The 14,147-nt window shown below is 63.2% G+C and carries 16 protein-coding genes and 1 pseudogene; 9 read left to right on the forward strand and 8 right to left on the reverse strand.

All coding sequences use genetic code 11. From position 1 onward, the window contains the following. The first annotated feature begins 82 nt into the window (after window positions 1-82). Both rplS and leuC read left to right on the forward strand, forming a co-directional pair. Window positions 83-463: a 50S ribosomal protein L19 gene (gene rplS, locus ACVW16_RS17120; RefSeq protein WP_092233923.1), complete on the forward strand. Its 381-nt coding sequence runs from the start codon at window positions 83-85 to the stop codon at window positions 461-463. Window positions 464-882: 419 nt separating this feature from the next. After that, on the forward strand, window positions 883-2,289 hold the full coding sequence (gene leuC / locus ACVW16_RS17125) for a 3-isopropylmalate dehydratase large subunit (protein ID WP_456736882.1): 1,407 nt from the start codon (window positions 883-885) through the stop codon (window positions 2,287-2,289). Between the two features lie 85 nt (window positions 2,290-2,374). Here leuC and ACVW16_RS17130 read toward each other — a convergent pair whose 3' ends face one another. From ACVW16_RS17130 to ACVW16_RS17140, 3 genes are all read right to left on the reverse strand, one after another. After that, on the reverse strand, window positions 2,375-2,944 hold the full coding sequence (locus ACVW16_RS17130) for a hypothetical protein (protein ID WP_456736881.1): 570 nt from the start codon (window positions 2,942-2,944) through the stop codon (window positions 2,375-2,377). Between the two features lie 133 nt (window positions 2,945-3,077). Further along, on the reverse strand, window positions 3,078-3,341 hold the full coding sequence (locus ACVW16_RS17135; protein ID WP_456738266.1) for a hypothetical protein: 264 nt from the start codon (window positions 3,339-3,341) through the stop codon (window positions 3,078-3,080). 26 nt (window positions 3,342-3,367) lie between these two features. Next, a complete protein-coding gene (locus ACVW16_RS17140) occupies window positions 3,368-3,649 on the reverse strand; it encodes a hypothetical protein (protein WP_456705115.1) in 282 nt (93 codons plus the stop codon). 155 nt (window positions 3,650-3,804) lie between these two features. Here ACVW16_RS17140 and ACVW16_RS17145 point away from each other — a divergent pair, with 155 nt between their 5' ends. The 3 genes from ACVW16_RS17145 to ACVW16_RS17155 all read left to right on the forward strand — a co-directional run bounded on the left by ACVW16_RS17145 (window position 3,805) and on the right by ACVW16_RS17155 (window position 5,846). Next, window positions 3,805-4,203 (forward strand): metallopeptidase family protein, encoded by a 399-nt coding sequence (locus ACVW16_RS17145; RefSeq protein WP_456736880.1) that lies wholly within the window; start codon window positions 3,805-3,807, stop codon window positions 4,201-4,203. Window positions 4,204-4,374: 171 nt separating this feature from the next. After that, on the forward strand, window positions 4,375-4,980 hold the full coding sequence (gene leuD, locus ACVW16_RS17150) for a 3-isopropylmalate dehydratase small subunit (protein WP_456700324.1): 606 nt from the start codon (window positions 4,375-4,377) through the stop codon (window positions 4,978-4,980). Window positions 4,981-5,060: 80 nt separating this feature from the next. Then, entirely contained in the window at window positions 5,061-5,846 is a 786-nt protein-coding gene (locus ACVW16_RS17155; RefSeq protein WP_456736879.1) for a hypothetical protein, read from the forward strand. Window positions 5,847-5,876: 30 nt separating this feature from the next. On the opposite strand, the gene ACVW16_RS17160 is transcribed toward ACVW16_RS17155, so the two are convergent. The 3 genes and pseudogenes from ACVW16_RS17160 to ACVW16_RS17170 form a co-directional block, all read right to left on the reverse strand. After that, entirely contained in the window at window positions 5,877-7,631 is a 1,755-nt protein-coding gene (locus ACVW16_RS17160) for a caspase family protein (RefSeq protein ID WP_456736878.1), read from the reverse strand. 61 nt (window positions 7,632-7,692) lie between these two features. Next, the gene (locus ACVW16_RS17165) at window positions 7,693-8,445 is read right to left on the reverse strand and encodes a hypothetical protein (RefSeq protein WP_092233896.1); all 753 of its coding nucleotides are present in this window, start codon (window positions 8,443-8,445) and stop codon (window positions 7,693-7,695) included. A 251-nt stretch (window positions 8,446-8,696) separates the two neighbouring features. Beyond that, window positions 8,697-8,873 (reverse strand): annotated as a pseudogene (locus tag ACVW16_RS17170) (CoA ester lyase); the annotation flags it as partial. Between the two features lie 194 nt (window positions 8,874-9,067). Here ACVW16_RS17170 and ACVW16_RS17175 point away from each other — a divergent pair. Further along, on the forward strand, window positions 9,068-9,916 hold the full coding sequence (locus ACVW16_RS17175) for a Crp/Fnr family transcriptional regulator (protein ID WP_456700327.1): 849 nt from the start codon (window positions 9,068-9,070) through the stop codon (window positions 9,914-9,916). Between the two features lie 4 nt (window positions 9,917-9,920). Here ACVW16_RS17175 and ACVW16_RS17180 read toward each other — a convergent pair whose 3' ends face one another. After that, window positions 9,921-10,802: an HpcH/HpaI aldolase/citrate lyase family protein gene (locus ACVW16_RS17180; protein ID WP_456736877.1), complete on the reverse strand. Its 882-nt coding sequence runs from the start codon at window positions 10,800-10,802 to the stop codon at window positions 9,921-9,923. Between the two features lie 111 nt (window positions 10,803-10,913). Here ACVW16_RS17180 and ACVW16_RS17185 point away from each other — a divergent pair, with 111 nt between their 5' ends. Next, entirely contained in the window at window positions 10,914-11,558 is a 645-nt protein-coding gene (locus ACVW16_RS17185) for a carbonic anhydrase (RefSeq protein WP_456700329.1), read from the forward strand. 106 nt (window positions 11,559-11,664) lie between these two features. Here the strand turns inward: ACVW16_RS17185 and ACVW16_RS17190 are convergent, their stop codons facing one another. Next, entirely contained in the window at window positions 11,665-12,699 is a 1,035-nt protein-coding gene (locus ACVW16_RS17190) for an aspartate-semialdehyde dehydrogenase (protein WP_456802374.1), read from the reverse strand. Between the two features lie 116 nt (window positions 12,700-12,815). On the opposite strand from ACVW16_RS17190, the gene ACVW16_RS17195 reads away from it, so the two are divergent. Together ACVW16_RS17195 and ACVW16_RS17200 are read left to right on the forward strand one after the other, a co-directional pair. After that, window positions 12,816-13,604, forward strand: a complete 789-nt coding sequence (locus tag ACVW16_RS17195; RefSeq protein ID WP_456736875.1) for a hypothetical protein — start codon at window positions 12,816-12,818, stop codon at window positions 13,602-13,604. A 147-nt stretch (window positions 13,605-13,751) separates the two neighbouring features. Beyond that, a complete protein-coding gene (locus tag ACVW16_RS17200) occupies window positions 13,752-14,138 on the forward strand; it encodes a hypothetical protein (protein WP_456700331.1) in 387 nt (128 codons plus the stop codon). The last annotated feature ends 9 nt before the right edge of the window (window positions 14,139-14,147 follow it).

Here is a 14,147-nt window from a genome sequence, read left to right on the forward strand (position 1 = left end):
GCCACATCCGCAATGGCTGGATAAACGAATTTCGCGCAGCCCCCGTTTTTCGAAGGCTGGGCGCGCCGATGGAGATTTACCCATGAACCTGATCAAGCAGCTCGAGCAAGAGCAATTCGACAAGCTGTCCGCCGGCAAGGACATTCCGGAATTCGGTCCCGGCGACACCGTGATCGTCAACGTGAAGGTCGTCGAAGGCGACCGCACCCGGGTGCAGGCCTATGAAGGCGTTTGCATCGGCCGTTCCGGCGGTGGCCTCAACGAGAGCTTCACCGTCCGCAAGATCTCCTACGGCGAAGGCGTCGAGCGCGTGTTCCCGGTGATGTCGCCGATGATCGACTCGATCAAGGTGGTGCGTCGCGGCAAGGTGCGTCGCGCCAAGCTTTATTACCTGCGCAATCTCCGCGGCAAGTCGGCTCGTATCGTCGAGAAGACCGAGCACGCCAAGGCCGTCAACGAGTAAGCTTCGCCACGAGGCAAGGTTTCGAAAAGCGCGGGCTCGGTCCCGCGCTTTTTGTTTGGCCCGAAGCCCTCCCCGACCTCGTCATTTGCGAGCGCAGCGAAGCAATCCAGACCGTCTCCGCAGACGCATTTCTGGATTGCTTCGCTGCGCTCGCAATGACGAGTTAGAGGCTCTCGCGCTTTAACTCCCGCGTGCTATATAGCCTCTAGAATGTTTCCAGATCTGACCAGCTTCGTGAGCCCCCGGCGCATCGTCATCGACGATCGCTCGCGGCTGCCTGGCCGGTTCTTCGGACGCTTCGCGACCTCGGCAACGTCAGAGCTTACGCGCGCAGCCTAAAAGCTGCGCTGACGATTTTGTTGCCCCGCGCGGCCTGCCGCGCTCATCGCCTTACACACATTCCTTCGGAGCTTAAGCTCATGTCCAAGCCGACCACCCTGTACGACAAGATCTGGAACGACCATCTGGTGCACGAAGCCGAGGATGGCACCTGCCTGCTCTATATCGACCGTCACCTGGTGCATGAGGTGACCTCGCCGCAGGCGTTCGAAGGCCTGCGCGCCACCGGCCGCAAGGTCCGCGCGCCGGAGAAGACGCTGGCGGTCGTCGACCACAACGTGCCGACCACCGATCGCACCAAGCCGAACCCCGATCCTGAAAGCATCGAGCAGATCAAGGCGCTGGCCGAGAACGCCAGGGAATTCGGCATCGAATATTACAACGAGTTCGACAAGCGCCAGGGCGTCGTCCACGTCATCGGCCCGGAGCAGGGCTTCACCCTGCCCGGCACCACCATCGTCTGCGGTGACAGCCATACCTCGACGCATGGCGCCTTCGGCGCGCTCGCGCACGGCATCGGCACATCGGAGGTCGAGCACGTTCTGGCGACGCAGACCCTGATCCAGAAGAAGGCGAAGAACATGCGTGTCACCGTCGACGGCAAATTGCCTGACGGCGTGACGGGCAAGGACATCATCCTGGCCATCATTGGCGAGATCGGCACTGCCGGCGGCACCGGCTACGTGCTGGAATACGCCGGCGACGCGATCAGCGCGCTCAGCATGGAAGGCCGCATGACGGTGTGCAACATGTCGATCGAAGGCGGCGCGCGCGCCGGTCTCGTTGCGCCCGACCAGAAGGCCTACGACTTCCTGCGCGGCCGGCCGAAGGCGCCGAAGGGCGCGGACTGGGATGCGGCGATGCGCTACTGGGAGAAACTGCGCTCCGACGACGGCGCGCATTTCGACAACGAGCTGCGCCTCGACGCAGCCAAGCTGCCGCCGATCGTGACCTGGGGCACTTCGCCTGAGGACGTCATCTCCGTGACCGGCTTCGTGCCCAATCCCGATGAGATCGCGGATGAGGCCAAGCGTCTCTCCAAGCATCGCGCGCTGAAATATATGGGCCTGACGGCGGGCACGAAGATCACCGACATCAAGGTCGACCGCATCTTCATCGGCTCCTGCACCAATGGCCGCATCGAGGATCTGCGCGCGGCGGCGAAGATCGCTGAAGGCAAGACGGTCTCGGCCCATGTCAACGCCATGGTCGTGCCGGGTTCCGGCATCGTGAAGGAGCAGGCCGAAGCTGAAGGCCTGGACAAGATCTTCATCAAGGCCGGCTTCGAATGGCGCGAGCCCGGTTGCTCGATGTGCCTCGCGATGAACCCGGACAAGCTGGCTCCGGAAGAGCGTTGCGCCTCGACGTCGAACCGCAACTTCGAGGGCCGCCAGGGCTTCAAGGGCCGCACGCATCTGGTGTCGCCGGCAATGGCGGCGGCAGCCGCGATCGCGGGTCATTTCGTCGACGTCAGGGATTGGCGCTGAGCCAGTAGCTCCGCTTCGCTCGAAAACGCATTGGGCCAGACGAACAAAGGGCGCCGTTGAGGCGCCCTTTCCATGTCGATCGCACTTACCAATAGCGGTACGGATAGTGCCAGCGATGCCAATGATGCCAGCGGCAGATGCGGCGCGGACCGTAATAGGTCCAGATGATCCGGCAACGGCGCGGATGGTAATAGTAAGGATAATAGCCGCCGTAATAAAAGCGCCGGTGGAAGTGGCGATAGCCGTAATATGGACGATAATAGCCGCCGCCCCAATGGCGGTGGTAGCCGCCGTAATGGATGCCGCCGTAGCGCATGCCGCCGCCATGGAAAGCCGGCGCAGCGCGGAACCCGCCACCGTGGAAGCCGCCACCGTGGAAGCCACCACCGTGGAAGCCGCCGAAGTGACCTCCACCACCGTGGAAGCCGCCGAAATGTCCGCCGCCGCCATGTCCACCACCACCATGTCCACCCCCAAAGCGGACCTGCGTGATCACGTCGTGGCTTGAGGTCTTCGCTGCTGGTAGCGCGGTCGGATTGATCGGCGTCATCGCTTCAGCGCGGCGGGCAGTCCCGGCCGACAGCGTCAGGGCAGCGACGGCCGCAAACCCAAGCAAGCGCAACGGGCGTGCCCCGGGACGCAACATCCTCGGCATGGAATGTCTCCCTCAATGTGGACAGCAGCGTCGCGGCGTCACGTCTCGCGCCGTTGCCGTTCATTGCAGTCGCTTCCGGGATCAAACTAGGAACGGCGACGTGAATGCGCCATGAACGAACAAATCGGGCGCCTCACCGGAACGGCCCGTAGCCGAACACGAATGGCGCGGGCACGCCGTAAGGATAGGGACGGTAATAGACGGGACGCGCATAATAGTGCGGATCAGGACGCGGTGTGTACCGCGTCACCTCGTCGTATCGCCGATGTCGTCGCGCATCGAATATTGCGCGCCCGGCGGAAGCATCCGGCAGCTTCGTCACTCTCTGCGTCGCGGACGCCTGAGACAGACCTGCGGCGAACGCGAGGACGAGGGCGAGAGCAATCCATTTCGCCATGACGACCTCGGCCCTCGACATTCAGATCAGCCGCGGCGCCAGTAGCAACTCATATGCGGCGTGATCACGGTGCCGCTTGGCCGGTGCTCCTGCACATAGGCGACGCTGCACTCGCGGACCGCATCCGGGCCCGGATCGTAGCGCGGATAGACGCCATCAGGGCTGTAATAGGGTGTCACGCGCAGGCGCGTCTGGGGCCGCTTGCGCGGTGGCGGAACATCGTCGGGTGAGGCAGCCTGGGCCATGCGAACCCCGCTGCCGGCCGTTTGCGCCTGGGCCGCAACGCCAAGCAACGAAAACAACCCCATGCACAGTAGCGTCAGCGCTGTTTTTGCTCGCATTTTACCGCCCACCTGGACCACCCCGGACTGGGCCCCACGCTCCCCGTTTTGGCGGCGCCCGTCAACCTCGCAGCGTTATAAAGCCGGATGCATCGCAGCGAAACCCACGCTAAGACAAGCCCATGTGGACGGACCTGAAAGCGCCCTCGCTGGCCGAAATGGAAACCACCGCGCACGAGATTTTCGAGCGCCTGCCGGCGGAATTTCGCAGGCTGTGCGAAGGCCTGATCATCCGCGTCGACGACTTCCCCACCGAGGAGGTTCTGGACGAGATGGACTGCGAGAGCGAGTTCGACCTGCTCGGCCTGTTCCAGGGCGTCGGCCTGCCCCAGCAGAGCCTTGGCGACGTGGCGCGGCTGCCCAACATGGTCTGGCTCTACCGCCGGCCGATCCTGGATTACTGGGCCGAGCACGACGAAAGCCTCGGCCACATCGTCCGTCATGTCCTGATTCACGAGATCGGCCACCATTTTGGGCTTTCGGACGACGATATGGCGGCGATCGAGGCGCAGGCAGACTGACGGCGGCGCCGCACAGACAGAACGTGCGCTCCCTCCCCCGCTTGCGGGAGAGGGAGCTCCACCATGGCTTAAATCCGGCAAAGCAGACTAGCCCTGCCGAATTCGGCCTAGGATTCAGCCCCTGATCGCGATAAATACGCGGTCCCTAACCACCCCTCGGGAAGCCCAACCATGGACAAGTTCACCACGCTGGAAGGCGTCGCGGCGCCGCTGAAGATCATCAATGTCGACACCGACATGATCATTCCGAAGCAGTACCTCAAGACCATCAAGCGCACCGGGCTTGGCAAGGGGCTCTTCTCCGAGCAGCGCTACAAGGACGACGGCAGCGAGAATCCGGATTTCGTCCTCAACCAGCCCGCCTATCGCAATGCGAAGGTGCTGGTGGCCGGCGACAATTTCGGCTGCGGCTCGAGCCGCGAGCACGCGCCCTGGGCGCTGCTCGACTTCGGCATCCGCTGCGTGATCTCGACCTCGTTCGGCGACATCTTTTACAACAACTGCTTCAAGAACGGCATTCTGCCGATCCGCGTCTCCCAGGAAGACCTCGACAAGCTGTTCGACGACGCCGAGCGTGGCGCCAACGCGACGCTGACGATCGACCTGCCGAACCAGGAGATCCGCGGCCCCGATGGCGGCAAGGTCAAGTTCGAGATCGACCCGTTCCGCAAGCACTGCCTGATCAACGGTCTCGACGACATCGGTCTGACGATGGAGAAGAAGTCCTCGATCGACACCTATGAAGCGAAGCTCAAGCGCGAACGCGCCTGGGCCTGAACTCGCGTTTCATGCGAAGCCCCGGTGCGTGACGCGCGCCGGGGCTTTTTCTTTGCCTTGGATATCGTATAGCTGCCCACATGCTGCCTGAAATCGTCACCTTCTGGCACGGCCCGATGGACGCGCTGCGCCAGACCTGCCTGCGCTCGCAGCTGGCTGCCGGCCACAGGGTCACCGTCTACAGCTTCGACACCATTCCGGGCCTGCCTGCGGGCATCGAGAACGCGGATGCCGAAGCGATCCTGCCGCATGCCTTCTCCGAGCGGCTGCGGCCGCCGCAGCCGGACGGAAGCTGGCGCGACTGGACCACGCTGCAGTTCAGCGATTTCTTCCGCATGAAGCTGATGGCGAAGGGCCTCGGGCTCTGGCTCGATGCCGACGTTCTGCTGCTCAAGCCCGTCGAGATCGATCCGGCAAAGCCTTACTTCGCCTGGGAGCGTTCCCGCCGACTCGGCAACTCCGTTCTCTATCTCCCGCAAGGACATCAGATCGTCCGCGCCTACGAGGGGTTGATGGAGCAGGAGGAGTTGACGCCGGAATGGCTGTCACTGAGCCATCGCCTGAGCTTTGCGATACGGCGATTGAGCGGCGGCTCGCAGCGCCTGTCCGACCTGCGCATTGCCATCTTCGGGCCGCCGGCCTTGACCATCCTCGCGCGCCGTTCGGGGGATCTTCCGCAGGCCCTGCCGAAGCAATCGTTCTACGCGGTGCATTCCGAGCCGAAGCTGTTCTTCGAGCCGTCGAGCTATCTCGGCCTCGTCACCGATCCCAACGTGATCGGCCTGCACATCTCGGGCAAAGGCCGCAGCTTGCAGCCACCCGTGCCGGGCAGCCTGTATGCCTGGGCGACGGAGCGGTTTGCGTAGCTCTGCTCGTCGGACGGTGCTCGGCCGGGGCTAGAGCGCACCATTTCGCGCGCAGGCGTCGCGCTGGGCGAATCCCTTCACGAGCTTTCGGCAGGCGCGATAGCGCTCTTCCATCGTCGCACCGCCGGCACTCGCCGGCGCACTCGATCCGGCGTTGCTTTCCTTCTTGACCGCGTGCGGCTGGGAGCCTCTCTCATGTTTCGCTGTCGGCTCCGCGTCCTTGGGCGCCGACACGAGCTGCCAGATCGGACGAAGCTCCATGTTCGCTGTTTCAGACGGCTTCTCATCATTGAAGGAAGAGAGAGCAAGGACGTTCTTCTCCAGCCTGACCGTAACCGGCGTCCCGCTGATCGAAAACTTGTTGTCCGTGACATACTCCGCGAACGCTCGGTAGCCCGCCTGGTCTTTCGTCCACGATCCCTTGACCGGCGGTCCCCAGAGATAATATCCCTTTGCCAGTCCCGTGTCGGAGACGTCAGTGACGATCAGCATGGCATAGCGTCCCTTGCCATTCGACCACCCGCGCTCGTTGGACCACACACCGACAAGCCCGGATGCGGATGCGAGCCGAACGTCCGGGCTGGACGCGAAGGTGAAGGTCGGCAAAACCAGTCGCTGAGCTGCTGCAACGGCCGCTACTTTTTGGCGATCCTCGGGCGTAAACAGATTTCGATCCGCGGCCTTGGTCTGCTGACGCCCGCCCGTATCCGATGTCGCAGAGATCGTCGGAGCCGATATCGCCGCCACTTCAATCGCCTTGAGATCCTTGATCCGCTGTCGTGCTTCCGCGACATGATTGCTACGGGGATACCTCGCCAGAAAGTCCTCATACAGACCAGCGACATTCGACGTCTGGATCGCCAGCCAGAACTGCTCGTCTTCCGCTGGCGTTGCGGTCGCGGGCATGGGAGTCGACGCGACCGGCGCCTGGGTGCTCGCGGCGGGCGCTTTCAGATAGATCTCTTCCTTCGACAGGGAACCATATACGAAAGGCTGCTGTTCGCGCTGGGTCGCCGCCATGACGTCATCGCGAACCCGCCGAAACAGAAACGATATCTCGAGGCCCGGTGTTTCGATGTGACGAAGAAGCGATGCCGTAAACGGGCTATTCCGGCCATCGCCATCGCTTGCCGTGGTCCCGTCCCGGGCGGCATACGCAATCAGAACGTTGTCGGTCGGTTCGGTCGGCGCGAGTCCGCGAGCCACGGCCCGGGTGCTTATCGAGCGCTTCATTTTTGCGGCGAAGGGGTTGTTGCGGCACGCGTCGAGTATCACGAGGCCCAACTTCCGTGCCTTCGAAACCTGAAGGCTCACAGAACGCAGGCTGACGGCCTCGCCCTCGATGTCGGTATCGCTGCGCAACTCCGCGCTGACGGGTATCAACCAGTTCTCGCCGGCAACTTCCATGCCGTGGCCGGCGTAAAACACGACAGCGAGGTCGGCTCCCTCGGCAGACCGGCCGAACGCGACGACGGCCTTTCTCATGTCTTGCGCGTTCGCGTTCTTGATCTGCGTGACCTTGAAATCAAGCCGCTCCAGCGCGCGACCGATGTCCGCCGCATCACGGGTCGGGTTCGGCAATTCGGGCACTTTCTCGTAAGCGCTGTTGCCGATAACAAGCGCGACCCGAACCTGCTGGGCGAGCGCCGGCTGGACGAACCAGAATGAGGTGAGAAGAAAGAACGCCGCTTGAAAGACACGCATCAAATGCTGACCCGGATCAATATCGGCCGAGGGTAGCATCCAATTTAACCACCGCAACGGGAAAAGCAGCGGCCGCGGCACGCCATGGTCCGCGCACATTGCCGAGATGCGCTGCGCCGAAGCAGCGCGTTCAATGCTGGGATCAGAAGCCGACGCTCTCGTTCACATAGAACGTGTTGAGAATGGTCACCCTGTCACGATCGGTCTGGATCGGCGGCCGGCCGTGCCAGCTCATCCTGGTCAGGGTGTGATACGCCTTCAGCACCACGAAGGCGTATCCGACATTGGGCAGGAACGGGATCGTCTTCACGGGCTCGAGGCAATAGGAGCCGACGTGAAGCAATCCCTTGAGAGACGCCTGATACAGCGTTGTTCCCAACGCTTCCTGGCTGTCGTCACCAGGGCAATAGAGCTGCATCGTGACGACCTTCTTGCGCGTGTCCGGATGCGGCTTGATCTGGTAGCCGTCCCTGTCGACATAGACGACCGGCTTTGCGACCAGCGTCAGATCCTCGGCTCGGGCGACCTTGTCGCCGCGGGCGCGAATCTCGAGCCCGTCATGCAGCCGGTTCCGTATCGCCTGCTCGACGCTCTTCGACGTCAGCATCGCCGACACGGCAGCCCAGGCGGGGCGCAGTGACGGCTCGATCTTGTCGACGTTTTCTCCGTAAAGGCGCAACGCCATACGGGTCCCCGTCCCGGTGATCGGATCGTAGCCCTGGGTGGGTACGCTCCGGATCAGGTCCCGGTAGAAATCCGCTGGAAAGAAATCGCGGAACACGATGTGGGGGAATGGAGACGCGGAATGGTCGGCGTTCTCGATGCTGCGCACTGCATGCGCCGTGAGCTCGTCAACCAGGTTGGCAGGAGCAGCGATTTCCGCAAGCGCCGTCATGAGAACACCTCACACAAGGTTGGGCCTGATATGTCCAACTGTTCTGGAATTACCTTGCGACCCACGCCTTGCGCAAGTCAACGGCAGCAAACGCGGCGGATATTCGCGCGGACGTGATCCAAAAGCATCGCAGCGCCGCAGTATCTGGCAAATCAATGGATTAGCGGCCTTTCCAGCCGCCAACCGACCACGTTCCGTTCACATCCGGCCTGGCGGAGCAGGCCAGGCATTAGCCTTCCCCAGCACAGCGATCACCATCGCTTTATCGTGCGGCGGGCCATGTCGGCGTGGAGGCGCTCCACCATCGCGCCTCGATACGGATCGCGCCGCGCGAGACGCTTTCCGGCAACGCGATCGCCGCGACGATTTTGCGCTCGCGCGACCTCTTCCTCAGGTGGCGTGAAGATCGCGTTCTGCGAGGGACGGACTCATCAATCCCTGCTTGGATGGGCGGGGATGATCGATCATTCGTGAGCACCGTCACCGAGCGGCGCGATTGTGAATAGTATGACAAATGCGATATCTTGCCTGCAGGGCGACGACCGCAATTGTCCGTACTTGATCTCGACCGATGGCTCTGTTTGGATGATTGCCGTTCGGCAATTCGTATCTCCGGATCATCATGGTGAATGAAATCGATGGCTTCCGTCGTTCATCGGCTGCCCGTTCACAAGAGAGCATCGTGACCGCCCACCGCGCTGGCACAGGGAATCGGCTACTGGCGGCGTTGCCGCCGGCGGATCTCGGCCTGCTCACACCCTACTTCCAGAAGGTCTCGTTCGAACCCGATGCCGTCCTGGTACGGTCGGACGATGAGCTCGACTCCGTTTGTTTTCCTCATAGCGGCGCAATCGCTTTCATGCTCGATATGCCGGACGGGCAAACGGTCGCAACCACCTTGATGGGACGGGAAGGCGCCTTGGCCTCGTTCTCCGTGCTCGGCCTGTCGTTTTCATCCGTGACTGCAATTGCTCGCGTGGCCGGCAGAGCGTCCCTGATTCCCGCCGCCAGGTTTCGGGCCGCCTTTGCGCAAAGCGCCGCCATCAGGAATGTCGTGCAGGTCCACGCTCGCTCCGTGCTGTTACAGCTCCAGCACGTCGCCGCTTGCAACGCGCTGCACCGGGTGGATGGCCGCATGGCGCGGTGGCTGCTGCAGCTTCACGACCGCGTTCCCGATGACCGGCTTCCAGTGACGCAGGAGGCGCTGGCGCAAATGGTTGGGGTGCGACGGACGACAGTGACGCTGACGATGAGCAAGCTGCGCGAGGCCGGCGCAGTCCCGTCCGACGGCCGCGGGTTTGTAGAGATCGATCGGACGCGGCTCGAGAAGGTCGCATGCGATTGTTATTCGCTCATGCAGCGCAAAATCGATCGGATGTATTGCGAGGAATTGGCGGCACCGCCGCCTGCTCTTTGCGAACAGACGGCTTCCGCTTGGCGCGGAAGAGCGGATGTCGCTTTCCCTCGTTGACGCCTCAGCCCTTGCCCATCGCGGCGATCGCGTCCGCGATCTCGATCGTGCGCCTGGCCATATCCGCGTGCAGGCGCTCCACCATCGCACCGTCGAGGCGGATGGCGCCGCGCGAGACGTTTTCGGGTAGCTCAAATGCCGCGATGATCTTTCGGGCGCGCGCGACTTCCTCTTCGGGCGGCGTGAAGATCACGTTGCAAGCCTCGATCTGGGAGGGATGGATCAGCGTCTTGCCGTCGAAGCCGAGGTCGCGGCCCTGCGCGCATTCGGTGGCAAAGCCGTCGGGGTTGGCGATGTCGCTGTAGGGGCCGTCGAGGATTTCGAGGCCGGCGGCGCGCGTCGCCAGGATGCAATGCGTGATCATCGGGATCATCGCGGCGCGGCCGGGAAGCATCTTGATCCGCGTCTCGCGCGAGATGTCGTTCGGTCCGAACACGAAACCGGCGAGGCGGCTCGATGGATCGCGACCGGCCTGCGCCAGTTCCTCGGCATGCAACACGGCGCGCGCGGTCTCGATCATGGCCCAGACCTTCACCGTCGGGGCGGCGCCGAGCCCGGCGAGGTCGCGGCCGATGGTCTGGAGATCCTCGATGCTTGAAACTTTTGGAACCAGGATGCCGTCGGGCGAGGCCTTGGCGGCCATCGCGACGTCGTCGGCCCACCATTGCGTGTCGAGCCCGTTGGTCCGGATCAGGATCTCGCGCTTGCCGAACCCTTTTGCGGCGATCGCGGCGGCGATGCCGTCGCGCGCGGCGGCCTTGGCATCGGGAGCAACGGAATCCTCGAGGTCCAGGATCAGGCCGTCGGCAGCCAGATTCCGCGCCTTTTCCAGCGCCCGCGGGTTGGAGCCGGGCATGAACAGATGGCTGCGGCGCGGGCGGGTCATGCTGGCGGTCCTTCCGGTTTCCTCGTCTCTATTCCACCCTCAGCCGATAGCACCTGGCCTGCCTATTCGAAAGGCTTGTTCGTCGCCCGGCTCTATGGTTAGGCATAGGCCATGATCACATTCCCGAAGTCCTTGCTGGAAGGCTACAACGCCTTCGCCACCCAGCGGCTGCCGGCCGAGCAGAACCGCTACCGCGAGCTGTCGGTGAAGGGGCAGTCGCCTGAGGTGATGGTGATCGGCTGTTGCGACAGCCGCGTCTCGCCCGAGGTGATCTTCGACGTCGGACCGGGCGAGCTGTTCGTCGTCCGCAACATCGCTAATCTGGTGCCGACCTACCAGCCTGACGAGAACGCGCACGGCGTCTCGGCGGCGCTGGAATATGCGGTGACCGTGCTGAAGGTGAAGCACATCGTGGTGCTCGGACACGCACAGTGCGGGGGCATCCGCGCCTTCGTCGACAAGATCGAGCCGCTCACGCCCGGCGACTTCATCGGCAAATGGATGCAGATGTTCATCAAGCCCGGCGAAGTCGTCGAGCAGCGCGAGCACGAGACCATGGCGCAATTCGTCGAGCGCATCGAGAAGGCCGCGGTGTTCCGCAGCCTCGAAAACCTCATGACGTTCCCGTTCGTGAGCAAGGCCGTCGAAAGCGGCCAGATGCAGCTGCACGGCGCATATTTCGGCGTCGCGAAGGGAACGCTGTTCGTGCTGGACAAGGCGACCAAGGAATTCAAGAGCGCGCGCAGCGTAGTGTAGGCTCGGCTCTAGTAGGGTGGGTTAGCCGAAGGCGTAACCCACCTCTTTAGTGTCCTCGGTTGGCGGAAGTGGTGGGTTACGCTTCGCTAACCCACCCTACGCTTTCTTACGCCGCCTTCTTCTTCGCGCTGATCAGCTTGCGGTTGATCAGGACTTCCGCGATCTGGATCGCGTTGAGGGCTGCACCCTTGCGCAGATTGTCGGACACGCACCACAGCACGAGACCGTTCTCCACCGTCGCGTCCTCGCGGATGCGGCTGATATAGGTCGCGTCCTCACCGGCCGCTTCATACGGCGTGGCGTAGCCGCCGGGCTCCTGCTTGTCGATGACGAGGCAGCCGGGCGCCTTGCGCAGGATCTCGCGGGCTTCGTCGGCGCTGATCGGATTCTCGAACTCGATATTGACCGCCTCGGAATGACCGACGAAGACGGGCACGCGCACGCAGGTGGCAGACAGCTTGATCTTGGGATCAAGAATCTTCTTGGTCTCCGCCATCATCTTCCACTCTTCCTTGGTGTAGCCGTCCTCCATGAAGACGTCGATGTGGGGGATGACGTTGAAGGCGATGCGCTTGGAGAACTTCTTCGCGATCAGCTCGTCATTGGTGTAGACGGCCTTGGTCTGCGAGAACAATTCGTCCATGCCGTCCTTGCCGGCACCCGACACCGATTGATAGGTCGAGACCACGACGCGCTTGATGTTGGCTTTCTCGTGCAGCGGCTTCAGCGCGACCACGAGCTGGGCGGTCGAGCAGTTCGGGTTGGCGATGATGTTCTTCTTCGTGAAGCCTTCGGTCGCGTCGGCATTCACCTCGGGCACGATCAGCGGCACGTCCGGATCCATGCGCCAGGCCGAGGAATTGTCGATCACGACCGCGCCGGCGGCGCCGATCTTCGGCGACCATTCCTTCGACACCTCGCCGCCCGCCGACATCAGGCAGATGTCGACGTCGGAGAAGTCGAAATGCTCGAGCGCCTTGACCTTCAAAGTGCGGTCGCCATAGGAGACCTCGACGCCCGTGCTGCGGCGTGACGCCAGCGCCACGACCTCGTCCGCGGGGAATTTGCGCTCATCCAGAATGTTGAGCATTTCCCGTCCGACATTGCCGGTCGCGCCGACGACTGCGACTTTGTAACCCATCGTTCACTCTCCGATGAAAAAGCCCGTTCCTGAAGCTGACGCTTAAACAGGAAGAGCAGCGCTTCTATGCGAGAACCGGCCTCAAGACAACGTTGGACCATGCCTGTAGGCCGTGGATGCAATCGCCTGAGGCCAGCACGGCCGTAAGCCCCACCCAGTACCATCTGGCGCTGGCCAATTTCGCCGACGAGGTTGTCGGCACGCTGGCGCGCCTGCTCGCCTATGTGGGGACGCTGGCGCTGTTTGCCATCCTCGCGCTCGCCGGGCTCGGCCAGCTGCCCGACCTGCGTGACGATCAGCCCACGGCGAAGCCCGGCTGGGCCGAGGCGTCCCGGTCGCATCCGGCCTTCGCCCTCAGTCGCCTCGATTCATCAGAGAAAACAGCCTCTTACACGACTCTCAGACATCCCGAAGGGGGCCGGCGCGACGTGATGCGCTGGGCCGGCGATGCCGACAGACCCTTGGCCGAGCTCGAAATCTACCGGGAAGGCAACGAATTCGACGTGACGCAGCCGGCGACATCAGGCCTCGCCGTCCAGATGGGCCTGGATGCGACGACCACGCTCGAGCAGGCCGGGCTGATCGACACCAAGTTCGGCCCCGTCGCCCTGTTCAAGCCGACGGGTACCGCGGACGGGACGCCGTCCTGCCTCGGCTACCTCAAGCGCAACGAGGAGCCGGCGCTGCAGATCTCCGGCTTCACCTGCCAGGGCGATACCATGCCGGCCCGCCGCGCAGCCGTCGCCTGCACCCTGAACCGGCTGACGCTGCTCACCTCGGGTAACGAGCCGAAGCTCGCCGAATTGTTCGCCCATGCGGAGCTGAAGCGCCGCTCCTGCGACGGCACAGGCTCGGCGGACTGGCTGCTGGGCGCTGCGAACGCGCAATTGCGCGGTCCGCTTTGACCCTCAAGTCGCTGGTATCCATGCAACTTTTGCCGATACGCCCGATTATTCCGGCGCGGTGTGACTGAATTGACCTAGTTGCATCCGCCCCGACCGGGCTAGTATGGGGTGAAATCGACTGGCGGCGCGCCGCCTGAAGGGGACGTGATGAGCTCGAATATCTTTGCGGCGAACAAACTGGCGACCTGGCTTGCGGCGGGCGCCGTCATGGCCGTGAGCTTTGCTGCGCCGGCGTCGGCCGACACCAAGACCAAGCCGCGCTATGACGAGCGTGGCCGGCACTATTACGGTCCCGCGGGCCCCAACGCGGTGTACCAGCAGGGCCGAACCCGTATTTATGTGAGCAAGCGCTCCTGGCTCGACGGCGGCACCGAGGTCAATCCGGGCGACCGCAAGTTCAGCGATTACGCCTTCCCGCCGGCCGTGGGTTATCCGTCCTTTGCCCGCGAGAACAACAACCGCCCGATTGATCGCCAGCCGCTGTCGACCCCGGCCGATGTCGGCGGCTATCCGCAGAATTTCCCGCTGTACTGAGCTGGTATC

It is taken from the genome of Bradyrhizobium sp. USDA 4474 (assembly GCF_054057515.1).